Source organism: Pseudomonas berkeleyensis, from assembly GCF_014109765.1.
Classification (GTDB): domain Bacteria; phylum Pseudomonadota; class Gammaproteobacteria; order Pseudomonadales; family Pseudomonadaceae; genus Aquipseudomonas; species Aquipseudomonas berkeleyensis.
On record NZ_CP059139.1, the window covers coordinates 2,279,379 to 2,300,641 of the forward strand.

The 21,263-nt window shown below is 62.3% G+C and carries 21 protein-coding genes and 4 tRNA genes; 15 read left to right on the forward strand and 10 right to left on the reverse strand.

What is annotated here, in order from left to right:
* Positions 1–7: 7 nt before the first annotated feature.
* Both HS968_RS10685 and HS968_RS10690 read right to left on the reverse strand, forming a co-directional pair.
* A complete protein-coding gene (locus HS968_RS10685; protein WP_182371225.1) occupies positions 8–670 on the reverse strand; it encodes a glutathione S-transferase family protein in 663 nt (220 codons plus the stop codon).
* Positions 671–711: 41 nt separating this feature from the next.
* A complete protein-coding gene (locus HS968_RS10690; protein ID WP_238338933.1) occupies positions 712–1,479 on the reverse strand; it encodes a hypothetical protein in 768 nt (255 codons plus the stop codon).
* Positions 1,480–1,700: 221 nt separating this feature from the next.
* Between HS968_RS10690 and HS968_RS10695 the strand changes: the two genes are divergently transcribed.
* From HS968_RS10695 to HS968_RS10710, 4 genes are all read left to right on the forward strand, one after another.
* Positions 1,701–1,776: transfer RNA gene (locus tag HS968_RS10695), tRNA-Glu, on the forward strand.
* A gap of 15 nt (positions 1,777–1,791) precedes the next feature.
* A tRNA-Gly gene (locus tag HS968_RS10700) sits at positions 1,792–1,867 on the forward strand.
* 45 nt (positions 1,868–1,912) lie between these two features.
* Positions 1,913–1,988 (forward strand) — tRNA-Glu (locus tag HS968_RS10705).
* Positions 1,989–2,002: 14 nt separating this feature from the next.
* A tRNA-Gly gene (locus HS968_RS10710) sits at positions 2,003–2,078 on the forward strand.
* Positions 2,079–2,189: 111 nt separating this feature from the next.
* Here HS968_RS10710 and HS968_RS10715 read toward each other — a convergent pair.
* Together HS968_RS10715 and HS968_RS10720 are read right to left on the reverse strand one after the other, a co-directional pair.
* Positions 2,190–2,597, reverse strand: a complete 408-nt coding sequence (locus HS968_RS10715; RefSeq protein WP_119695097.1) for a PA2817 family protein — start codon at positions 2,595–2,597, stop codon at positions 2,190–2,192.
* A gap of 194 nt (positions 2,598–2,791) precedes the next feature.
* Positions 2,792–5,239, reverse strand: a complete 2,448-nt coding sequence (locus HS968_RS10720) for an acyl-CoA dehydrogenase (RefSeq protein WP_119695098.1) — start codon at positions 5,237–5,239, stop codon at positions 2,792–2,794.
* A 140-nt stretch (positions 5,240–5,379) separates the two neighbouring features.
* Between HS968_RS10720 and HS968_RS10725 the strand changes: the two genes are divergently transcribed.
* The 7 genes from HS968_RS10725 (at position 5,380) to queF (ending at position 14,010) form a co-directional block, all read left to right on the forward strand.
* Complete coding sequence (locus HS968_RS10725; protein WP_182371226.1) at positions 5,380–6,051, forward strand: transglutaminase-like domain-containing protein; 672 nt, start codon at positions 5,380–5,382, stop codon at positions 6,049–6,051.
* Positions 6,052–6,217: 166 nt separating this feature from the next.
* Complete coding sequence (locus HS968_RS10730; protein WP_182371227.1) at positions 6,218–6,838, forward strand: glutathione S-transferase; 621 nt, start codon at positions 6,218–6,220, stop codon at positions 6,836–6,838.
* Between the two features lie 84 nt (positions 6,839–6,922).
* Positions 6,923–7,855, forward strand: coding sequence for an ABC transporter ATP-binding protein (locus tag HS968_RS10735; RefSeq protein ID WP_182371228.1), 933 nt, complete (start codon positions 6,923–6,925; stop codon positions 7,853–7,855).
* Positions 7,852–8,646 (forward strand): ABC transporter permease, encoded by a 795-nt coding sequence (locus HS968_RS10740; RefSeq protein WP_119695102.1) that lies wholly within the window; start codon positions 7,852–7,854, stop codon positions 8,644–8,646. The genes HS968_RS10735 and HS968_RS10740 overlap by 4 nt, the downstream gene beginning before the upstream one ends.
* 210 nt (positions 8,647–8,856) lie before the next feature.
* Positions 8,857–9,879, forward strand: a complete 1,023-nt coding sequence (locus tag HS968_RS10745) for an efflux RND transporter periplasmic adaptor subunit (protein ID WP_119695103.1) — start codon at positions 8,857–8,859, stop codon at positions 9,877–9,879.
* Positions 9,876–12,944 (forward strand): efflux RND transporter permease subunit, encoded by a 3,069-nt coding sequence (locus tag HS968_RS10750; RefSeq protein ID WP_182371229.1) that lies wholly within the window; start codon positions 9,876–9,878, stop codon positions 12,942–12,944. The genes HS968_RS10745 and HS968_RS10750 overlap by 4 nt, the downstream gene beginning before the upstream one ends.
* A gap of 235 nt (positions 12,945–13,179) precedes the next feature.
* The gene (gene queF / locus HS968_RS10755) at positions 13,180–14,010 is read left to right on the forward strand and encodes an NADPH-dependent 7-cyano-7-deazaguanine reductase QueF (protein ID WP_182371230.1); all 831 of its coding nucleotides are present in this window, start codon (positions 13,180–13,182) and stop codon (positions 14,008–14,010) included.
* Positions 14,011–14,087: 77 nt separating this feature from the next.
* Here the strand turns inward: queF and HS968_RS10760 are convergent, their stop codons facing one another.
* From HS968_RS10760 to HS968_RS10770, 3 genes are all read right to left on the reverse strand, one after another.
* Complete coding sequence (locus HS968_RS10760) at positions 14,088–14,354, reverse strand: DUF4404 family protein (RefSeq protein WP_106736019.1); 267 nt, start codon at positions 14,352–14,354, stop codon at positions 14,088–14,090.
* A gap of 118 nt (positions 14,355–14,472) precedes the next feature.
* Positions 14,473–15,192, reverse strand: a complete 720-nt coding sequence (locus tag HS968_RS10765; RefSeq protein WP_182371231.1) for an HAD family phosphatase — start codon at positions 15,190–15,192, stop codon at positions 14,473–14,475.
* Positions 15,193–15,254: 62 nt separating this feature from the next.
* Entirely contained in the window at positions 15,255–15,665 is a 411-nt protein-coding gene (locus HS968_RS10770; protein WP_182371232.1) for an acyl-CoA thioesterase, read from the reverse strand.
* 104 nt (positions 15,666–15,769) lie between these two features.
* On the opposite strand from HS968_RS10770, the gene HS968_RS10775 reads away from it, so the two are divergent.
* Complete coding sequence (locus tag HS968_RS10775) at positions 15,770–16,474, forward strand: MlaA family lipoprotein (RefSeq protein ID WP_182371233.1); 705 nt, start codon at positions 15,770–15,772, stop codon at positions 16,472–16,474.
* Positions 16,475–16,529: 55 nt separating this feature from the next.
* Here the strand turns inward: HS968_RS10775 and HS968_RS10780 are convergent, their stop codons facing one another.
* Positions 16,530–16,829: a PilZ domain-containing protein gene (locus HS968_RS10780; protein WP_106736013.1), complete on the reverse strand. Its 300-nt coding sequence runs from the start codon at positions 16,827–16,829 to the stop codon at positions 16,530–16,532.
* 210 nt (positions 16,830–17,039) lie between these two features.
* Here HS968_RS10780 and rssB point away from each other — a divergent pair, with 210 nt between their 5' ends.
* The gene (gene rssB / locus HS968_RS10785) at positions 17,040–18,224 is read left to right on the forward strand and encodes a two-component system response regulator RssB (RefSeq protein ID WP_182371234.1); all 1,185 of its coding nucleotides are present in this window, start codon (positions 17,040–17,042) and stop codon (positions 18,222–18,224) included.
* A gap of 8 nt (positions 18,225–18,232) precedes the next feature.
* Positions 18,233–18,715, forward strand: coding sequence for an anti-sigma factor antagonist RssC (rssC, locus tag HS968_RS10790; protein ID WP_119695139.1), 483 nt, complete (start codon positions 18,233–18,235; stop codon positions 18,713–18,715).
* A gap of 76 nt (positions 18,716–18,791) precedes the next feature.
* Here rssC and tal read toward each other — a convergent pair whose 3' ends face one another.
* Positions 18,792–19,718, reverse strand: coding sequence for a transaldolase (gene tal, locus HS968_RS10795; RefSeq protein ID WP_182371235.1), 927 nt, complete (start codon positions 19,716–19,718; stop codon positions 18,792–18,794).
* Positions 19,719–19,911: 193 nt separating this feature from the next.
* Here tal and HS968_RS10800 point away from each other — a divergent pair, with 193 nt between their 5' ends.
* Complete coding sequence (locus HS968_RS10800; RefSeq protein ID WP_182371236.1) at positions 19,912–20,247, forward strand: transcriptional repressor; 336 nt, start codon at positions 19,912–19,914, stop codon at positions 20,245–20,247.
* Here the strand turns inward: HS968_RS10800 and dusA are convergent.
* A complete protein-coding gene (gene dusA / locus HS968_RS10805; RefSeq protein ID WP_182371237.1) occupies positions 20,217–21,212 on the reverse strand; it encodes a tRNA dihydrouridine(20/20a) synthase DusA in 996 nt (331 codons plus the stop codon). The two genes, HS968_RS10800 and dusA, sit on opposite strands and share 31 nt — an antisense overlap.
* Positions 21,213–21,263 lie beyond the last annotated feature (51 nt).

A 21,263-nucleotide genomic window follows, 5' to 3' on the forward strand; every position in this document is an offset into this window, starting at 1 on the left:
GTGCGCGTTAGTGTTTGGCGCCGATCTTCTCCAGCGTGCGCAGTTCGCGCGGCAGCACCTGCTGTACGGAGGCGCTCGCCTTGATGCGCTGATAGTGGGCAAACAGCTTCGGCCAGCGAGCGGCGTCCAGGTTTTCGCCGCCGTGTTCCATGTTGATCAATTGGCTGGCCAATGCCAGGTCGGCCATGGATAGTTGTTGGCCGAGAAAGTAGGGCTCATTGCCCAGGCTCGCTTCGAAGTAATCGAAGTGGTTGGGCAGCTTGTCCTTGAGCGCCTGCTGCACCTTGTCCTCGTCGCAGGGCAGGCCCATGGTGGCTTTCAGTACGCGGTTACGGAACACGGTAAAGGTGCATAGCGGCGCCAGCTCGTAGTCGGCGTACTTCTCCAGCCAGCGTACCTTGGCCCGTTGTTCGGCACCTTCGCCGTACAGCGACGGGCGTTCAGGGTAGCGTTCTTCCAGGTACTGACAGATGACGCTGGAGTCGGCGAGCGTGAGGTCACCGTCGCGAAAGGCGGGAATACGGCCTAGCGGGTTGAGTTCACGGTACCAGTCGGGCTGGCCGAAGGGCATGACCACTTCGAGTTGGTAGTCCAGGCCCTTCTCGATCAGGCACAGGCAGAGTTTGCGAACGAAAGGGGAGAGTGGCGCTCCATAAACGGTCAGGCTCATTGCAACTCCTGTCAGGCTGGCAGGCGCCGGACGCCTGTGGCTCAGTCGTAAATGTTCTTCTTCTTCCAGTCTTCGTCTTCCAGGCTCTTCAGCCCTTCGGTCAGCTCACTGCTTTCCGCGGCTGAGGGCGCAGTGCTGTTGAGCACCATGGCGTTGGCGCGTGCCAGTTGGTCTTCGAAGCGCTTGAGCTGCGCCTGGTACTGCGCTACATCGGGTTGTTTGCGCAGGTATTGCACGCCACGTTCGAAGGCCAGGCGTGCCTGGCCAGGGTGATTCTGTTGCAGGGCCGTCTGGCCCAGCGTGCTGAAGAATTCGATATGCACCAGCACCAGCATCTGGCGGATCTGCTTGATCCAGTGCTTGCCCTCGCTGGCCGGCAGCAGGTTGCCTTGTACCGAGCCGGTGATCAGGGCATGGAGGTTTTCCAGCAGGAAACGCACTTCTTTGGCCTTGGCTTCGTTGGCGATGGCTGTCGGAGGGTTTTTCACCGGGATGGATTCGCCCTGGGCGACTTGACCCCGAAGGGCTTCGATATCGTTCTTGAGCGTGGCGTTCTGCTTGTCCAGTGGCAGCAGGCGTTCGCTGACCTGCAATTGCAGCTGACTCAATAGCAGCTTCAACTGAGGCGTCATCAACTGGCCGGGCATGCGCTCGGAAACGTCCTGGCAGCGGCGGATGCGATCGAGCAGATCGGCGCGCTGGCGGGCCTTGTCCAGCTTGCTGTTTTCGACGGCGTGGTTGATGTAGGCAATTACCATCAACAGGGCGATGCCACCGACGATCAGCAGGGTTATCACGAGTGGGGACACAGCTTGAGACCTCTCGAGCACTGATTTTCGTCCGAGTGTAGTGGCTTGACCGCGAGGCTCCTAGTGCCATGTCAATTTATGAGCTGAAGTCTTTGATTTTAAAAATTTTTTAGAGAGAGGTTGACGACCTCTCAAAGCCTCCATAGAATGCGCGCCACTTCCAGCGCAATGCTACAAACAGAGCGAAGGAAGCCGGAAAGTTGCTTGATGTTCCGGGGTGTGTCCCCTTCGTCTAGTGGCCTAGGACACCGCCCTTTCACGGCGGTAACAGGGGTTCGAGTCCCCTAGGGGACGCCACTTTCAAGCTGTAATGCGGGAATAGCTCAGTTGGTAGAGCACGACCTTGCCAAGGTCGGGGTCGCGAGTTCGAGTCTCGTTTCCCGCTCCAGATTTTCGAAATGCTGCTTCGGCAGGGTTTCAAATTAAGTTCCAGGTCCCCTTCGTCTAGTGGCCTAGGACACCGCCCTTTCACGGCGGTAACAGGGGTTCGAGTCCCCTAGGGGACGCCATTTCAAGTTGTACTGCGGGAATAGCTCAGTTGGTAGAGCACGACCTTGCCAAGGTCGGGGTCGCGAGTTCGAGTCTCGTTTCCCGCTCCAAATAAACGAAAACGCCGCTCAATCGAGCGGCGTTTTCGTTTCTGCCGTTTGTACAGGCATAAAACAAAAGGCCCGCCGGTTTACCGTGCGGGCCTTTTGTTTATTGGCCGATCAGTGCTTGGAGCCGTCGGTGGGCAGTGCCAGCAGCTGTTTTTCCTGATTCCAGTCGAAGGGCTCGTCGTTTTCCTCGGCTTCGAAGCGACGCTCGTCGAGTGCCTGGTACAGGGCGATTTCCTCGTCTGGCATGAAGTGCAGGCAGTCGCCGCCGAAGAACCACAGCAGGTCACGCGGTACCAGGTGGGCGATCTGTGGGTAGCGGTGGAACACCTGGCTGATCAGATCCTGGCCCAGGTACTGGCTGGACACCGGATCGCGCGGCAGTTCGGCAAGCAGTTCGTCGTAGCGCTCGATGAACAGGGCGTGGCTGTCGTCGAGCACCTGTTCGGCTTCGCCCAGGGCGACGAGGATGCCGCGCAGGTGGTTGAGCAGGGCGAGGTGGTGTTCGAGATGGCTGGCCATGGTGCGGTTTCCTGAAGGGTAAAACGGGCGCAGGAGTATAGAGTTCCTGGCGCCCGCTGTCCCGTTTGGCTGGCCTTCGTGTAGGAGTGGCTTTCGGCTCGGGCATCCTGCTTCGCTCTACCTCCTGCATCCCTGCAGTCGTAGTCGCGATACAAGAAACTTGCGGCTGAAGCCTCTCCCACGATCGCTTCGCGTTAACGCACTTTGCCGCTCTCCAGCGTGAGCTCTTCCTTGGCGAAGTCGTCGACATCGATTACCCGGCGCCGCGCTGCTTCGGCCGCTTGCAGGCGTTGACCCTGTTCGCTGTCGAGGATGCCGGCGGCAATCGCCGCTTCGATGGCGTCCTGGCCTGGGGTCGGTTGCAGACTGCCGTCCTTGAGCGCCTGGTGCAGGCGTTTACGTGCATCCTGGCTGGCCTGTACCAGGTTCAGCGCATGCTGCAGGGCGCCAACCGAATCCTGATCGGCCTGCGGGCGATAGCAGCCTTCCAGCACCGATTCCAGGGCTGGGTCGCCGGCCTGGCGACCGATGATCGCGGCCACCTCGGCGTCCAGTTCGTCGCTCGGGCCTTGATGGCGGCGACCCAGCGGGAACACCAGCACTTTCAGCAGGCAACCGAACAGGCGGTTGGGAAAGTTGCTCAGCAGGTCATCGAGTGCTTGCTCGGCGTGGTAGAGGTTTTCCTCCATGGCCCAGCGCAGCAGCGGACGAATGGCTTCTGGGTAGTCCAGGTCGTGGTAGCGCTTGAGCGCAGCCGAGCCCAGGTAGAGGTGGCTGAGCACGTCACCGAGGCGCGCGGACAGGCGCTCGCGGCGCTTCAGGTCGCCGCCGAGCAGCATCATGCTGCTGTCGGCGCACAGGGCGAATGCCGCGGCCAGGCGGTTGAGCGCGCGGTAGTAAGGCTGGCTGAGGTCGTCGCCGGGCACCTGGCCCAGGCGATTCAGCGTCAGGCCGAGAAGGAAGCTGCTTGCGGCGTTGCCGACGGCGAAGCCGATATGGCTCATCAGCAGCGAGTCGAACTCGGCCAGTGCCTGATCCTTGTCGTCACGATCGGCCAGGGCCATTTCCTTGAGCACGTAGGGATGGCAGCGGATGGCGCCCTGGCCGAAGATCATCAGGTTGCGCGAGAGGATGTTGGCGCCCTCGACGGTGATGAAGATCGGTGCACCCTGCCAGGAGCGGGCCAGGTAGTTGTTCGGGCCCATGATGATGCCCTTGCCGCCATGCACGTCCATGGCGTGGCCGATGCACTCGCGGCCGCGTTCGGTCAGGTGGTACTTGAGGATTGCCGACAGCACCGAGGGTTTCTCGCCCAGGTCGACGGCGTTGGCAGTGAGGATGCGCGCGCTGTCCATCAGCCAGGCGTTGCCGCCGATGCGTGCCAGGGCCTCCTGGATACCCTCGAAGGCGGCCAGCGGTACGTTGAATTGCTCACGCAGCTGGGCGTACTGGCCGGTGGCGAGGCTGGTGAACTTGGCGGCGCCGGTACCGACTGCCGGCAGGGAGATGGAGCGGCCGACCGACAGGCAGTTCATCAGCATCATCCAGCCCTTGCCCAGGTATTCCTGGCCACCGATCAGGTACTCCAGCGGAATGAACACGTCCTTGCCCGAGTTTGGCCCGTTCATGAACGCCGCGCCTAGTGGCAGGTGGCGGCGGCCAATTTCCACGCCGGGTGTATCGGTGGGGATCAGCGCCAGGCTGATGCCCAGGTCTTCCTTGTCGCCCAGCAGGTGATCCGGGTCGTAGGCCTTGAAGGCCAGGCCGAGCAGGGTGGCCACCGGGCCGAGGGTGATGTAGCGCTTTTCCCAATTCAGGCGCAGGCCGATCACTTCCTCGCCGTTGTACTGGCCTTTGCAGATGATCCCGGTGTCCGGCATGGCGCCAGCGTCGGAGCCAGCCAGCGGGCCGGTGAGGGCGAAGCAGGGGATGTCATCGCCGCGTGCCAGGCGTGGCAGGTAATGGTTGCGCTGTTCTTCGGTACCGTAGTGCAGCAGCAATTCGGCCGGGCCGAGGGAGTTGGGCACCATCACGGTGGAGGCCAGGTCACCGCTGCGGGTGGCCAGTTTCATCGCCACCTGCGAGTGGGCGTAGGCCGAGAAGCCCTTGCCGCCGTACTCCTTGGGAATGATCAGGGCGAAGAAACCATGCTGCTTGATGTGCTCCCAGGCCTTCTCCGGCAGATCCATCTGCTGGCCAACCTGCCAGTCACTGATCATCGCGCAGAGTTCTTCGGTGGGGCCGTCGATGAACGCCTGTTCTTCTTCGGTCAGCTTGGCCTTGGGGTAGGCCAGCAGCTTGTCCCAGTCGGGCTTGCCGCTGAACAACTCGCCATCCCACCACACGGTGCCGGCTTCGATGGCGTCGCGTTCGGTGGCCGACATCGGCGGCAGTACGCGCTGGAACCAGGCGAACAGAGGGCTGGTGAACAGTTGCCGGCGCAGATCACCGAGCAGGATGAACGCCGCTACGGCGCCGGTGACGATCCATAGCAGCAGTTGCAGCCAGCCCGGCACCGGGCTGAACAGCGCCATGGCCAGCAAGTAGGCTGCGGTGATGCCGAGGGCGGGTAGGGCGGCGGTACGGCTATGGGCCAGGTAGGCGACCCCGAGCAGCAGAACCAGCAACCAGATGACGAGCATGTGCATTCCTCCATGATTCGAGCGGGCGACGCCCCGAGCATAGCCATAAATGGCGGCAGGGGCGGTGAGCTTGGCCGGATCGTCGTGAACGTGGCGCAATCGGCAGGTTTAGACTGAAGCGAACTTCAGGAGTACCCGTCATGCAGACCTATCTACGTCCCGGCCGCTTCATTGACAGTGACCATCCCGCGGTAGTCGAGTTCGCCGAACGTTGGCGTGGTGCATCACGAGAACCGACCAGTCAGGCCGTGGCCTTGTATCTGGCGGTGCGTGACGAGGTTCGCTACAACCCCTATGCCTTCAGCCTCGACGCGCAGACATTGAAGGCCAGCCACGCGCTGGCGGCAGGTGAGTCCTACTGCGTGCCCAAGGCCAATCTGCTTGCCGCCTGTGCTAGGCATTGCGGCATTCCCGCGCGTATCGGCCTGGCCGACGTGCGCAATCACCTGTCGACGCCACGTCTGCTGGAGTTGCTACGCAGCGAAGTGTTCGCCATGCACGGCTATACCGAGCTGTATCTGGATGGGCGCTGGGTCAAGGCCACACCGGCGTTCAACGAGGCACTGTGCCGGGTGTTCAAAGTGACGCCGCTGGAGTTCGACGGTGTGCATGACAGCGTCTTCCATCCCTACAACGACAGGGGTGAGCGCTACATGGAGTACCTGCATGACCACGGCCAGTTCGAGGATCTGCCGGAACAGTTGTTCTTCGCGCACCTGCGCGATTGCTACCCGCATCTGTTCGAGACGGATGCGGTCTTGGTGAGCGGTGATCTTCATGACGAGGCTGCTGCCGCCGTAACAACGCAGTAGGCTGGCGCCTCCTCGCTGTGTTGGGCTTCGCGCCTTGGCCCAGGCATGCATTCGTCCATCCGCCACCCCGCTCTGGTCGATATGCGTTATCAACGCAAATCCTTGGCCAAGCAGGGGGGGATTGCCTCTAGAATCGACGCCTCGTGAAATGACAGGACAATCACAGATGCTGAAAATCTGGGGCCGCAAGAATTCGTCCAACGTGAGAAAGGCGCTCTGGGCCGCCGAGGAGGTCGGTGTCGCTTACGAGGCGATCGATGCCGGGGGCGCTTTCGGACTGGTCAACGATCTCGAATACCGGGCGAAGAACCCCAACGGCCTGGTGCCGCTGGTAGAGGATGGCGAACTGGTGCTCTGGGAGTCCAACGCCATCGTCCGCTACCTTGCCGCGCGTTATTCCGCGGGCAATCTCTATCCCGAGAATCCGGCGCTGCGTGCCCGCGGCGACAAGTGGATGGACTGGACCACCTCCGCCTTCGCCCCGGTCTTCCGCGACCTGTTCTGGGGCACCCTGCGCACGCCTCCGGCAGAGCGCGACCCGGCAAAGATCGCCGCCGCCCTGGCCCGTTGTGGCGAGCTGCTGGCTATGCCCGAACGGGCGCTGGCCGAGCAACCCTTCCTGTCTGGCGAGCGCTTCGCCATGGGTGACATCCCTCTGGGCAGTTTCGTCTACGCCTGGTTCGAGATGCCCATCCAGCGCCCCGAGTTGCCGGCTCTGCAAGCCTGGTATGGGCGTCTGAAGGAGCGTCCGGCCTACTGCAAGGCGGTGATGACCGCGCTGACCTGATGATAGGCTCAACCCATCTAGTGGCTTGATGGCTGTGTTTGCAGCCATCAAGACGAACTTCTATTCATTGCGCAAAGGCACGTCATGACAACTGCTCTGTCCATTCGGCAGCTGACCAAGACCTACGGCAACGGCTTCCAGGCCCTGCACGGCATCGATCTGGACGTCGCCGAAGGTGACTTCTTCGCCTTGCTCGGCCCCAATGGCGCCGGCAAGTCCACCACCATCGGCGTGCTTTCCACGCTGGTGAACAAGAGCGGCGGCACGGTCAGCGTGTTCGGCCACGACCTCGACCGCGAGCCCTACGCGCTCAAGCGCTGCCTGGGCGTGGTGCCGCAGGAATTCAATTTCAACCAGTTCGAGAAGGTGTTCGACATCGTCGTCACCCAGGCCGGTTACTACGGCATTCCGCGCTCCATCGCCAAGGAGCGCGCCGAGCAGTATCTGACCCAGCTCGGCCTGTGGGACAAGCGTGATGTGGCCTCGCGCGAGCTTTCCGGTGGCATGAAACGCCGCCTGATGATCGCCCGTGCGCTGGTGCACCAGCCGCGCCTGCTGATCCTCGACGAGCCGACCGCTGGCGTGGACATCGAGTTGCGCCGTTCGATGTGGAGCTTCCTCACTGACCTGAACAAGCAGGGCACCACCATCATCCTCACCACCCACTATCTGGAGGAGGCCGAGCAGCTCTGTCGCAACATCGGCATCATCGACCACGGTCGTATCGTCGAGCTGAGCAGCATGAAGGATCTGCTGAAAAAGCTGCACGTCGAGACCTTTCTCTTCGATCTCAAGGATTCCTATAGCACCGTGCCGGAGCTGCAAGGCTATCCCGCGCGCCTGATCGACCACCACACCCTGGAGGTGCAGGTGGAGAAGAGCCAGGGCCTGAATGCGCTGTTCCAGCAACTGGCGCAACAGCAGGTCGAGGTGCTCAGCCTGCGTAACAAGAGCAATCGCCTGGAGGAGCTGTTCGTCTCTCTGGTGGAAAAGAACCTGGCCAAGGTGGCGCTATGACCTCTCAGTACCTCAACAGCGAATTCGCCGCCAACCTGGTAGCCCTGCGCACCATCGTTCACCGCGAGGTGCGCCGTTTCGTGCGGATCTGGCCGCAGACCTTGCTGCCGCCAGCGATCACCATGGTTCTGTACTTCGTCATCTTCGGCAATCTGATCGGCCGGCAGATCGGTGACATGGGTGGCTTCACCTACATGGAGTACATCGTGCCAGGGCTGATCATGATGTCGGTGATCACCAACAGCTACGGCAACGTGGTGTCGAGCTTCTTCGGCAGCAAGTTCCAGCGTAATGTCGAGGAGCTGCTGGTCTCGCCGGTCTCGCCGCACACCATCCTCATCGGTTTCGTCGTCGGCGGTGTGCTGCGCGGGCTGGCCGTGGGCTTCATCGTCACGCTGCTGTCGTTGTTCTTCACCCACTTGCAGGTACATCACCTGGGTGTGACCGTGCTGGTGGTGCTGCTGACCGCGACCATCTTTTCCCTCGGCGGCTTCGTCAACGCAGTGTATGCGCGCAACTTCGACGATATTTCGATCATCCCGACCTTCGTGCTGACGCCGCTGACCTACCTGGGCGGGGTGTTCTATTCCATCACCCTGTTGCCGCCGTTCTGGCAGGCGGTGTCGCTGGGCAACCCCATCCTGCACATGGTCAACGCCTTCCGTTACGGCATTCTCGGGGTTTCCGACATCCGTATCGGTGTGGCCATTGGCTTCATGCTGCTGGCTACCGCTGTGCTTTATGCGCTGTGCATTCGTCTGCTGGTCAGCGGCCGAGGCATGCGTCAGTGACGCTTTTGTGGGAGCGGATTCATCCGCGATTTTCGCGGCGCAAGCCGCGGCTACATGCTTGTGTCATCCGAGCTACGGTTGACGCTCGCGGCTGAAGCCGCTCCTACGGGGCGTGGTGGCGACCGAAAAAACATAGGGAAATAACTTGCGCAGCTGTCAGTAACCGAGCAGCCGGTTAGACTCCGCCTCTACCGAGAAAAGGGGCTGATCATGACCGTGCTGTTGCGTGCTCTTCCATGGTTGTTGCTGGGTGTGTTCGCTGCGCCTGTGAGTGCAGCCGAAGGCCCGATGGTCGAGGTCGTGGCGGTGCGGCAGATGGAGGTACGCGACGAGCTGATCACCTTCGGCTCGCTGCGTTCCGACGAGTCGGTGATGATTCGCCCGGAAGTTGAGGGTCGCCTGGCGACGCTGCATTTTCGCGAGGGCCAGGCGGTGACGACCGGCGATCTGCTGGTCAGCCTCGACGATGCCATCACCCGCGCCGAATTCGCCCAGGCTCGCGCCAATCTCGACCTTGCGGAAAAGAACCATCAGCGCGCGCAGATGCTATTCCAGCGCGGCGCCAGCAATGCCCAGGCGCTAGACGAGGCGCAGAGTCAGCAACAGGCCGCGCGCGCCAGCCTGGCACTGGCCCAGGCGCGACTCGACAAGACCCAGATCAAGGCGCCCTACGATGGTGTGCTCGGCCTGCGCCAGGCCAGCGTCGGCGACTACCTCAGCGCCGGGCAGAACATCGTCAACCTGGAAGTGCTCGATCCGCTCAAGGTCGATTTCCGTATCCCGCAGAAGGCCGTGTCGCAGGTGCGCCTGGGACAGACCGTGGAAATCACCCTCGACACTTACCCGGATGAACGCTTTCGCGGCGAAATCTTCGCCATCAACCCGCGCCTGGACGAAGCCGGGCGTAGCCAGGCGATCCGTGCGCATATCGGTAACGACGACCGTCGCCTGCGTCCAGGCCAGTTCGTTCGCGTTTCGGTGATCCTCGAAGAGCGGCCGCAGGCGTTGGTGATTCCGGAAGAAGCGGTGATGCCGCAGGGCGACAAGCTGCTGGTCAACCTAGTGGTCAATGACCAGGTCGAGCGCCGCGAGGTGGTGCTGGGTAAGCGCTTCGACGGCCTGGTGGAAGTGCGTGAAGGGTTGCAGGGCGACGAAACTGTCATCAGCGCCGGCTGGCAGCGCGTGCGTGAAGGCCTGAGCGTGCGTACCAAGAGCGGGGAGCGCCAGCCGTGACGCTGTCGGATGTCTGCATCCGCCGGCCGGTATTCGCCACCGTCCTGTCGCTGATCGTGGTGCTGCTGGGCCTGATGGCCTACGACCGCCTCAATGTGCGCGAATACCCCAATATCGATGTGCCCATCGTCACCGTGCAGGTCACCTATCCCGGCGCCAGCCCGGAGATCATGGAGTCGCAGGTGGCGCAGCCGGTGGAGGACGTACTCTCGGGGATCGAGGGCCTGGATTTCGTCACGTCCATCAGCCGCGCGGAAAACACCCAGATCACCGCGCAGTTCCGTCTTGGCCGCAGCGCCGACGAGGCGGCCAACGACGTGCGTGATCGCCTCGGCCGGGTGCGCAACCTGCTGCCGGACGAGGTCGACGAGCCCATCGTGCAGAAGGTCGAGGCCGACGCTCAACCGGTGGTGTGGATCGCCTTCCACAGTCAGCAGCACAGCGCCATGGAGATCACCGACGTGCTGGAGCGGGTGATCAAGGATCGCCTGCAGACCATTCCTGGCGTTTCCGAAGTGCAGGTGCGCGGTGCGCGCACCTTCTCCATGCGTATCTGGCTCGACCCGGAGAAGCTCGCCGCGCACAACCTTACCGTGCAGGACGTGGAAGACGCCCTGCGCCGGCAGAACGTGGAAATCCCGGCTGGGCGCATCGAGTCGCGCGAGCGTGAGTTCAGCGTGCTGTCGGAAACCGATCTGCGTACCCCGGAGCAGTTCAACGAGCTGATTCTCGATGACTCGCAGGGCTACCTGCTGCGCCTGTCCGATGTCGGTCGCGCCGAAGTGGGGCCGCGCGACGAGCGCACCGTGGTGCGCTTCAACGGCCTGCCGGCGGTGACTCTGGGCCTGGTCAAACAGGCCACGGCCAACCCGCTGGACATTTCCGATGGGCTCCAGGCCGCCTGGCCCGAGATCAAGGCGTTGTTGCCCGACGGCATGAAGATGACGGTGGCCAACGACAACTCGCAGTTCATCCGCGAATCCATCGACAACGTCTTCACCACCATCTGGGAAGCGGTGGCGCTGGTCATCCTGATCATCTTCATCTTCCTGCGCTCGCTGCGCGCGACCCTGATCCCGCTGGTGACCATTCCGGTGTCGCTGATCGGCGCCTTCGCCCTGATGTCGCTGATGGGCTTCACCATCAACACCCTGACCCTGCTGGCCATGGTGCTGGCCATCGGTCTGGTGGTGGACGACGCCATCGTCATGCTGGAGAACATCCACCGCCATATCGAGGCGGGTATGAAACCCATGCAGGCGGCCTTCAAGGGCAGTCGTGAGATCGCCTTCGCGGTGATCGCCATGACCCTGACCCTGGCGGCGGTGTTCGCCCCCATCGGTTTCATGCAGGGCACCACCGGCAAGCTGTTCACCGAGTTCGCCTGGACGCTGGCCGGTTCGGTGCTGGTGTCCGGCTTCGTCGCCCTGACCCTGACGCCGATGATGTGTGCGGTGTTACTCAAGCCGCATCAGCCGGGCGAGCAGCATGGTCGGGTGTACAACCTGATCGAAGGCTTTCTCAACGGCCTGACCTACAGCTACAAGCACAGCCTGGATCGCGCCCTGCGCGCCTGGCCGCTGGTGCTTGGCGTATTGCTCGGGGCCTTCGTGCTGTGCGCCTGGCTGTTCGGTGGCCTGCGCTCGGAGCTGGCGCCGACCGAGGATACCGGCACAATCGTCGGCGTGTTCAACGGGCCGGATGGCGCCACCATCGATTACACGGCGCGCTATGCCCGCGAGGTGGAGGCGGCCTACGCCAGCATTCCCGAGACCAACCGCTACCTGATGATCGCCGGCTTCCCCACGGTGGCGCAGGGTATTTCCTTCATGAAGCTGGAGGATTGGGGCGAGCGTTCACGCAGCCAGTTCGAGATCCGCAACGAACTGCTGCCGCAGTTGCAGGATATCGCCGGCATGCGCGTCACGCCGGTCAACCGACCGCCGTTGGGGCAGAGTGCGCGCAACCAGCCGATCAACTTCGTCATCCGCTCGTCCATGGAGTACGCCGAGCTGCAGGGTTATGTCGACCAGTTGATGGAGCGCATGCGCGATTATCCGGGCCTCGAAGGGCTGGACAGCGACCTCAAGCTCAACTCGCCGCAGCTCAAGATCACCGTCAACCGTGAGCAGGCGGTGGCGGTCGGCACCGATGTGTCGGTGATCGGTCGCAGCCTGGAAAGCCTGTTCGGCAGTCGCCAGGTCACCCGTTTCAAACAGAACGGCGAACAGTACGATGTGCTGGTGCAACTGCAGGACATCGACCGCAGCAATCCGCAGGATCTGGATCGCGTCTACGTGCGTGACCGTGACGGCGGCATGGTGCAACTGTCCAACCTGATCTCGGTACGCGAGACGGTGGCGCCGCGCGAACTCAACCACTTCAACCAGTTGCGCGCAGTGACCATCAGCGCCAACGTCGGCACCGGTTACACCCTGGGTGAGGCGTTGGACTATCTGGAGACTGGCGCCCGCGAGGTATTCCCGCCGGAAACCCAGTACGACTACACCGGCACCTCGCGTGACTTCAAGGAGTCCAGCTCGGGCATCGTGCTGATCTTCGCCCTGGCTCTGGCGTTCATCTTCCTGGTGCTCGCCGCGCAGTTCGAGAGTTTCAGCGACCCACTGATCATCCTCTTCAGCGTGCCCTTGTCGATGGCTGGCGCCTTGCTCGCCCTGACGCTATTCGGCGGCACGCTGAATATCTATTCGCAGATCGGCCTGGTGACGCTGATCGGCCTGATCACCAAGCACGGCATCCTTATCGTCGAGTTCGCCAACCACCTGCTGCGTGAGGGCAGGGAGCTACGCGCTGCAGTGATCGAAGCCTCGGTACAGCGCCTGCGGCCGATCCTGATGACCACTGGCGCCATGGTGCTCGGCTCGTTGCCGCTGGCCATCGCCACCGGTGCAGGCGCCGAGAGCCGCCAGCAGATCGGCCTGGTGATCGTTGGCGGGCTGATCGTGGGCACCTTCTTCACCCTTTACGTGATCCCCGCGCTGTACCTGCTGCTGCGCCGTTGGGCGCCGCTGCGGGTGATCGAGGACGAGCCGGCCGCCGCGTAGGGTGCGCCGCGCGCACCGGCTTTCTCGACCGTGCAGGTCGACGCTTGATGTTGTGGAAGGCGCTTTAGCGGTGCGCCTTTGGCTGCGGTTACAGCCCACTCCCATGGTGTTGGCTTTGTAAACTGCCGGTGCGCGTGGCGCACCCTACGACGAGGTTGCATCTGGTTTGGTGCGTGCGACTGGCCGGCCAACCCGTTAAACTCGCCCGGTTTTTCGCTACCCTGGATTGCGCGCCATGCAGCACCCTGCCGAACATTCCCCGCTGGGCAAGTCCAGCCAGTACATCGCCGAGTACAGCCCCGAGCTGCTGTTCCCCATCTCACGCGCCACCAAGTGGGTAGAGCTGGGCCTGGATGGCGCGAGCCTTCCGTATCAGGGCGTGGACTACTGGAACTGCTACGAACTTTCCTGGCTGTTGCCGTCTGGCAAGCCCGTGGTGGCGATCGGCGAGTTCGCCATCCCGGCGGATTCGCCGAACATCATCGAATCGAAGTCCTTCAAGCTCTACCTCAACTCGCTGAACCAGACGGTATTTGCCAGCTGGGATGAGCTACAGGCGACGCTGGCGCGCGATCTGTCGGCGGTAGCCGGCAAGCCGGTGGCGGTGCGCCTGCGCTCGCTGGCCGAGGTGGCGGGCGAGGGCGTGGCAACGCTGCCGGGCCAATGCATCGATGAGCTGGAGGTCAGCGTCAGCCAGTACGACCACCCGCAGCCGGAGCTGCTGCGCTGTGATGCCGAGCGCGTGGTGGAGGAGAGCCTGCACAGCCATCTGCTCAAGTCCAACTGTCCGGTCACCGGTCAGCCGGATTGGGGCAGCCTGGTCGTGCAATACCGTGGCGCGGCGCTGGATCACGCCAGCCTGCTGGCTTATCTGGTGAGTTTCCGCCAGCACGCGGACTTCCACGAGCAGTGCGTGGAGCGCATCTTTCTCGATCTGCAGCGTCTGCTGCAGCCGCAATCCCTGACCGTTTATGCGCGTTACGTGCGCCGCGGTGGCCTGGACATCAATCCGTACCGCAGCACCGCCGCCATCGTCCCGGAAAACGGGCGTCTGGTGCGTCAGTAGCGCATGAAAATGCCGCCAGCCCGGCAGGGGTGGCGGCATTTTGAGTGATACCCCGGCTTCTGCCAGGGCTGGTGCATTCAGATACCCATGTTGGCCAGGCTTTGCATGATGTTGCGCAGGGTACCGGCAAGTGTCGGGTGGCTGGCTTCGAAGCGTTCCACTGCCAGGTTGACGCCATCGACCAGCGTGGCATCGGGCGCTGCTGCGGCTTCACGCGCCAGCTGCACTTCGATCTCCTGGGTCAGAAGGTAAAGCGATGCCCGTTCTTCTTCGCTGAGCGGCGTGTCCTGGGCCAGGTGCTGGTGAAGGGCTTCCAGTTGCTGCTGCAGGTCATTCGCTGGCATAGAGTTCTCCCTTATCGAATAGGCATAGGCATTGACCCCTGGCGCTGCCGGAAGTTTTCAGCCCGTACCTGCAGGGTAATTCAAGCACGCCGGCTTTGCCTGACTCGGGTCAAATGTGTCAGGGCTTTTCGCCTTTCTGCCGACGTAGCCCGATGTCTTCAAGGCTGGCGCCTATCGCCTCTAGATGGTCGACCACCGCATGCACGCCTAGCCGGTAGAGCAGCAGCGTGGCTTCGGCGCGTAGACGTTCCTGCTCGCTCGCATCCAGTGCCTGCCAGTCGGCGGGTGCATAGCCGCACAGCGGGCCGCAGGCGGCCAGGCCGATCGTCCAGCAGCCGGCATTGAGCCCGGCTTGTAGTAGCAGCGGGTTGCCGCTGACCAGAATGCAGCCTTCCAGGCGCTGCACACCCAACTGACTCAGGGCCTGCCAGCAGCTGTCTGGAGCCGGCCAGGGCCTGGCCTGGTGGGTGAGCACGGCTTTGACAGGTGTCGGCAAGGCCTCGGCCAAACGCAGGCTGGCATCGGGGGGTAGGGCATCGAGCCAGGCGCAGGGTATGCCGTCGGCGTACAGTGCGGCGAGCAGTTGAGCGGCGCCGGGTGTCAGTTCGCTATGCTCGTCGGCCACTTCGCTGAGCATCTGCTGCAGATCCTGCAGTTGGGCAGTGTCGGGAGTCGTTCCCAGCATGCTGGCCAGGGCCTGTTCGGCCGTGCTGGCGAGGGCAGGGCGTTCGCGCTGCGGATATAGGCGTTGCAGCGCGACTGGCAACGTCCGGGCACCGAAATCGACCAGGCAGCCGGAAAGCTCGAAGATCAGGGCGGTTGGGGAAGCGTGGGGCATGGGGGCATCCGTGGCAGTGGCCTCACCCAATCTAGCGCCAGCGGATGACCGCAATATGACCGTCAGATGACGCTGAACAAGGCGCGCACATGCTCAGGCAGCGCCACGGAATTACCTTTGGCATGATCGATCCACACCAGCTTGCAGTAGCCCTCGCCGTAAACCGTCTGTGGATCTTCCACGGTCGTCAGCCTGTGCTCGATCACCAGGCTGCTGCGGCCAACCGCGCCAGCACGCAACTCGACCACTACGGTGGCAGGGTGCACCACGGGCTTGAGATAGGTGTGCTGGGTTTGCAGTACCACCGGGCCGAATGGCACGTTGCTCATCGCTACCCCGGCCAGCTTGAACCAGGCTACCCGAGCTTCTTCCAGATATTGCATGTAGATGATGTTGTTGACGTGCCCGTAGCTGTCCATGTCGCCCCAGCGTACGGGGATACGCGCAGTATGTAGCAGAGTCTTATCGGTCATCGCATTTGTTCACTATGCTGCCCAAGCGGGGCTCCAGGCTTTATACTACGCGGTCTTCGGGCCGCTGGCGGTGGCCACATTATTTTCCTCAAGGAGAGATTTCAATGCATGTGATTGGTGCTCGCTGGGTCGCGCGCCTGGGCAGCCTGATGGCGCTCGTTGGCCTGAGCTTGATGCCTGCCGTGAGCCAGGCCGCTTCGGAAGAAGATCCTTGGGAGAGCTTCAATCGCCCGATCTTCCGCTTCAACGATACCCTCGATACCTATGCGCTGAAACCGATCGCGCAGGGCTATCAGGCCGTAACCCCACAGTTTCTGGAAGATGGCATACACAATGTCTTCGGCAACATCGGCGATGTGGGCAACCTGGCCAACAACGTGCTGCAAGGCAAACTGCACAACGCCGGTGTCGATACCGGCCGTCTGATCTTCAACACCACCTTCGGCTTGCTGGGCTTCTTCGACGTGGCCAAGCACATGGGCCTGCAGAAGAACGACGAGGACTTCGGTCAGACCCTGGGTGTCTGGGGTTTGAACAGCGGCCCGTATCTGGTGATTCCGTTCCTCGGCCCCAGCACCGTACGTGATGCCACTGGGCGGGTGCCTGACAGCTTCCTCACCCCGTATCCGTACATGGATCACGTGCCGACCCGTAACGTAGCCATGGGCGTGGAGATCATCGACACCCGTGCCAGCCTGCTGTCGGCCGAGCGTCTGATCAGCGGTGACAAGTACATCTTCATCCGTAACGCCTACCTGCAGAGCCGTGAGTTCAAGGTCAAGGACGGTGAGGTCGAAGACGACTTCTAAGGCGTTAGCCATGAAAAAAGGCGGCCTCTGGCCGCCTTTTTCGTTGCTATTGGTTTCAGCTCATCGACAGGATGGCCAGCCCCAGAGACTGCCTGCCATCGTCCAGATCAGCGATGCGAACCACTTCGGCCTGGGCATCCAGACCGGCCAGTTCGCTATGGTCGGACGGGATGTGGACGCGTACTTTGTCGCCCATGCTCAAGCTGACGTTCGCCTCGATTTGCATGCCGGTACTCGACAGATCCAGGCACAGTGCTGATGTTTCGCCGCCAGCGTGGTGCAGAGTGACTGGCGCTTCCAGTCGCATGCGGATGAAGTCGCGTTTCTCGCTGTACGCTCGATCGTTCTGACTCATGGACGCCACCCTCTTCTTATGATCTTTCCCGCGGCACTTATAACCCTCGCCGATTTACCCTGTAAAGCCGCCGAACGACGACCGGCGCCGGCTTGAATCGGCAGGCGGATGGGAGTACCGTCTGCCCCTTGAAATTGCCCTGGCACCCCTTTGCGGCGCTGCGCCTCGGCTGCAACTCAATTGCTCCGGCGCAGTTTGCCTGGATTACCCATGCACAAAACCAGTGCCACTCTGCTGATCATCGACGACGACGACGTCGTACGCGCGAGCCTCGCGGCCTATCTCGAGGACAGCGGCTTCAAGGTGTTGCAGGCCAACAACGGTCTGCAGGGTCTGGAAGTCTTCCAGCAGGAAAGCCCCGACCTGATGATCTGTGACCTGCGCATGCCGCAGGTCGACGGTCTTGAGCTGATTCGTCGTATCAACGCTTTGGGTGTGGATGTACCGGTTATCGTCGTGTCCGGCGCGGGCGTGATGAATGACGCGGTCGAAGCCTTGCGCCTGGGGGCGGCCGATTACCTGATCAAGCCTCTGGAAGACCTGGCGGTACTCGAGCATTCAGTGCGCCGCGCTCTGGATCGTTCGCGCCTGCGTGTGGAGAACCAGCGTTATCGCGAGAAGCTGGAAGCCACCAACCGCGAACTGCAGGCCAGCCTGCACCTGCTGCAGGAAGACCAGAACGCCGGTCGCCAGGTGCAGATGAACATGCTGCCGGTGACGCCCTGGCAGGCCGATGGCCTGACCTTTGCCCACCAGATCATCCCATCTCTGTACCTGTCCGGTGACTTCGTCGACTACTTCCGTATCGACGAGCGACGTATCGCTTTCTACCTCGCTGACGTTTCAGGGCATGGCGCTTCGTCGGCGTTCGTCACCGTACTGCTCAAGTTCATGACCACGCGTCTGCTCTACGAGTGGCGCCGTGGCGGTACGCTGCCTGAGTTCAAACCCTCCGATGTGCTCGGGCACATCAACCGTGGCCTGATCAACTGCAAGCTGGGCAAGCACGTGACCATGCTGGGCGGGGTGATCGACGAAGAAAGCGGCCAGTTCACTTACAGCATCGGCGGGCATCTGCCCTTACCCGTGTTGTACGAAGGTGGCCAGGCACGTTACCTGGAGGGGCGCGGGTTGCCTGTCGGTCTGTTCGAAGAAGCAGAGTACAGCGACTACGTAATGGCGTTACCCGAGTCTTTCAGTCTTACGCTGCTGTCCGACGGCATTCTCGACCTGCTCCCAGGCGATACGCTCAAGGACAAGGAATTGGCGTTGCCACAACTAGTTAGCCAGGCCGGCGGCAGCCTAGACGGTTTGCGTCAAGTTCTCGGTCTGGCCAATCTGGGCGAGATGCCGGATGATATCGCCTTGCTGGTGTTGAGCAGGAACCTTGCATGAATCCTGGGATAAGCCCCGGTCGCATCCAATTTGCCGAGCAGGATGGAACCTTCGTCCTGAAATTCGTCGGTGAAGTCCGCCTGACCTTGTGTTCGGCGCTGGATGCCACGATTGAAAAGATTTTTACCGCGTTGAATTTCTCGGCCATCGTCATCGACCTGACCGAGACCCGCAGTATCGACAGCACGACCCTCGGTCTGCTGGCCAAGCTGTCCATCCTCTCGCGGCAGAAGGTGGGCTTGCTGCCGACCGTGGTCACCACTCACGACGATATCACCCGTCTGCTCGAGTCCATGGGCTTCGATCAGGTGTTCAACATCGTCGAGGGCCCGGTGCCGTGCCCGGATTGCCTGGATGATCTGCCGTCGCAGGATCAGTCCGAGGAAGTGGTAAAGGCCAAGGTGCTGGAGGCTCACCGCATCCTGATGGGGCTCAACGACTCCAACCGGGCCGCCTTTCACGACCTGGTGAGTGCGCTGGAACGCCACTGACCGCTTTCCTGGTAGGGCGTACTGGCTCTCATTCCTCCAAAGGGGCGCCCGCCTAAGCTGGCGCCCCTTCTTCGTTTCACGCCTTGGCGCTGAGCAGCGCTTCGAGTTTTTCCTGATCGCGGGCGAACAGGCGAATGCCTTCTGCCAGTTTTTCGGTGGCCATGGCGTCTTCGTTCATGGCCCAGCGGTATGCGCGTTCGTCGAGGCTATGACGCGCTTCGCCGGCTGCCCCGGGCGTCAGCACGCGCTCCAGCTGGCCCTGGTCATCGGCCAGTTTCTGCAGCAGATCCGGGCTGATGGTCAGGCGGTCGCAACCGGCCAGCGCCTCGATCTGCCCCTGATTACGGAAGCTCGCACCCATCACTACGGTCTGGTAGGCGTTGGCCTTGTAGTAGTCGTAGATGCGCGTCACCGAGCGCACGCCCGGATCTTCGCTGCCGACGTAGTCGCGGCCTTCGGCCTTCTTGTACCAGTCGTAGATACGACCGACGAAGGGCGAAATGAGGAACACCCCGGCGTCGGCACAGGCCTGGGCCTGGGCGAAGGCGAACAGCAGGGTGAGATTGGTCTGGATGCCGGCTTTCTCCAGTTGCTCGGCAGCGCGGATGCCTTCCCAAGTCGAAGCAATCTTGATCAGCACCCGTTCGCGCCCGATACCGGCCTGATCGTAAAGGCCGATCAGGCGTTCGGCGCGGCGCAGGGTGGCATCGGTGTCGAAGGACAAGCGTGCGTCCACTTCGGTGGAAATGCGCCCGGGGATGACCTTGAGAATCTCCTGGCCGACAGCGACGGCGAAATGATCGCACGCCAGGCCCAGGTCGCCCTGGCCGGCGTCCACGGCCTGTTGCAGCAGGTCGGTATAGCGCGGCAATGCTGCGGCCTTGAGCAGCAGGGACGGGTTGGTGGTGGCGTCCACCGGTTGCAGGCGGGCGATGGCGTCGAGATCACCGGTGTCGGCGACCACGGTGGTGAACTGCTTGAGTTGTTCCAGCTTGGAGGTCATGACGAGGCCTTGTCGTTGCAGATGATGTGACCTTACCCGAGGCGCCTTGGGCGCTCAACGGGCGCTTCACTGACAATATTTACCTTTTGGGTATGCGTTTTTTCCCGGCTCGTTCGTCTTTATTGGAGAGACACTGAAAAATACCCGAAGCCAGTGGAGTCCGGCTTTCGTAACGCAGCCAAGGAGCCCGAACATGTCGACCCAACACAATCCGCCTCGTTCACTGAACCACACAGAGAATGGCCCGGACAGCCGCCAGTGCCGCGCCTTGCTGCAGGCCGTCGGGCTGCGCTTCAGCATGCCGCGGCAGAAAGTGGTTGAGGCTCTGTACGGTGCCGACGAGGACGAGGGGATTTCCAGCCGCGAGCTGCACCAGCAACTCAGTGAGGCCGGCGAGCCGCTGTCACTGGTGAGCGTGCGTCAGGTACTGCGGCGTATGGAGGAAGGCGGCATGATCCAGGCGACCGGGCGTAGCCGTTATCGCCTGACGATTTCGGCTCAGTGTCCGCGCAACAGTTCGGCGGCCTGATCGAGCAGGCCAAGCGGATCCAGCACCTTGTGGATGTCCACCGACAGCAACTGACGGAAGCGCCGCGCACCGGGGAAGCCCTGGGCCAGACCGAGCACGTGACGACTGACGTGATGCAGGGTGCCGCCGTCGCGTAGGTGCTGTTCGACGTAGGGTTTGAGGGCGAGCAGGGCGTCCATGCGGGTGATGGGCGTCGTCTCGGCAGCGAACAAGCGATTGTCCACCTGCGCCAGCAGGAAGGGGTTGTGGTAGGCCTCGCGACCGAGCATCACGCCGTCGAAGGTCTGCAGGTGCTGCTCGCATTCTTCCAGCGTCTTGATGCCACCGTTGAGGATGATCTCCAGATCTGGGAAGTCCTGCTTGAGCTGGGCGGCGATGTCATAGCGCAGCGGCGGGATTTCACGGTTTTCCTTGGGCGACAGGCCTTCGAGAATGGCGATGCGGGCGTGCACGGTAAAGCTGCGGCAGCCGGCTTCGCGCACCTGGCCAACGAAGTCGCACAGTTCTGCATAGCTGTCGCGGCCGTTGATGCCGATCCGATGCTTGACCGTGACCGGAATGCTCACGGCGTCCTGCATGGCTTTCACGCAATCGGCTACCAGCGCGGGATGGCCCATCAGGCAGGCGCCGATCATGTTGTTCTGCACCCGGTCGCTGGGGCAGCCGACGTTCAGGTTCACCTCGTCATAGCCGTGTGCTTCGGCCATCTTCGCGCAGGTCGCCAGATCCTGCGGGTTGCTGCCTCCCAGTTGCAGCGCGATGGGGTGTTCGCACTCGCTGTAGCGCAGGAAGCGCTCGCGGTCGCCATGGATCAGCGCGCCGGTGGTGACCATCTCGGTGTAGAGCAGCGCATGACGCGACAGCTGGCGCAGGAAGTAGCGGCAGTGACGGTCGGTCCAATCCATCATCGGTGCCACGGAGAAGCGGCGTGAGAGGGCGGCGGGGCGGCTGGATTGCTGGGGCATGGGTGCGCTGCGATAGGCTGGTGAAAAACGGGCGCATATTCTAACAGCAAG

Bases quoted from the DNA above. Each gene is read 5' to 3' on its own strand.
- HS968_RS10685 (WP_182371225.1), bottom strand. From the start codon at position 670: ATGAGCCTGACCGTTTATGGAGCGCCACTCTCCCCTTTCGTTCGCAAA.
- HS968_RS10715 (WP_119695097.1), bottom strand. From the start codon at position 2,597: ATGGCCAGCCATCTCGAACACCACCTCGCCCTGCTCAACCACCTGCGC.
- HS968_RS10720 (WP_119695098.1), bottom strand. From the start codon at position 5,239: ATGCTCGTCATCTGGTTGCTGGTTCTGCTGCTCGGGGTCGCCTACCTG.
- HS968_RS10725 (WP_182371226.1), top strand. From the start codon at position 5,380: ATGCAGACCTATCTACGTCCCGGCCGCTTCATTGACAGTGACCATCCC.
- HS968_RS10730 (WP_182371227.1), top strand. From the start codon at position 6,218: ATGCTGAAAATCTGGGGCCGCAAGAATTCGTCCAACGTGAGAAAGGCG.
- HS968_RS10735 (WP_182371228.1), top strand. From the start codon at position 6,923: ATGACAACTGCTCTGTCCATTCGGCAGCTGACCAAGACCTACGGCAAC.
- HS968_RS10740 (WP_119695102.1), top strand. From the start codon at position 7,852: ATGACCTCTCAGTACCTCAACAGCGAATTCGCCGCCAACCTGGTAGCC.
- HS968_RS10745 (WP_119695103.1), top strand. From the start codon at position 8,857: ATGACCGTGCTGTTGCGTGCTCTTCCATGGTTGTTGCTGGGTGTGTTC.
- queF (WP_182371230.1), top strand. From the start codon at position 13,180: ATGCAGCACCCTGCCGAACATTCCCCGCTGGGCAAGTCCAGCCAGTAC.
- HS968_RS10760 (WP_106736019.1), bottom strand. From the start codon at position 14,354: ATGCCAGCGAATGACCTGCAGCAGCAACTGGAAGCCCTTCACCAGCAC.
- HS968_RS10765 (WP_182371231.1), bottom strand. From the start codon at position 15,192: ATGCCCCACGCTTCCCCAACCGCCCTGATCTTCGAGCTTTCCGGCTGC.
- HS968_RS10770 (WP_182371232.1), bottom strand. From the start codon at position 15,665: ATGACCGATAAGACTCTGCTACATACTGCGCGTATCCCCGTACGCTGG.
- HS968_RS10775 (WP_182371233.1), top strand. From the start codon at position 15,770: ATGCATGTGATTGGTGCTCGCTGGGTCGCGCGCCTGGGCAGCCTGATG.
- HS968_RS10780 (WP_106736013.1), bottom strand. From the start codon at position 16,829: ATGAGTCAGAACGATCGAGCGTACAGCGAGAAACGCGACTTCATCCGC.
- rssB (WP_182371234.1), top strand. From the start codon at position 17,040: ATGCACAAAACCAGTGCCACTCTGCTGATCATCGACGACGACGACGTC.
- tal (WP_182371235.1), bottom strand. From the start codon at position 19,718: ATGACCTCCAAGCTGGAACAACTCAAGCAGTTCACCACCGTGGTCGCC.
- HS968_RS10800 (WP_182371236.1), top strand. From the start codon at position 19,912: ATGTCGACCCAACACAATCCGCCTCGTTCACTGAACCACACAGAGAAT.
- dusA (WP_182371237.1), bottom strand. From the start codon at position 21,212: ATGCCCCAGCAATCCAGCCGCCCCGCCGCCCTCTCACGCCGCTTCTCC.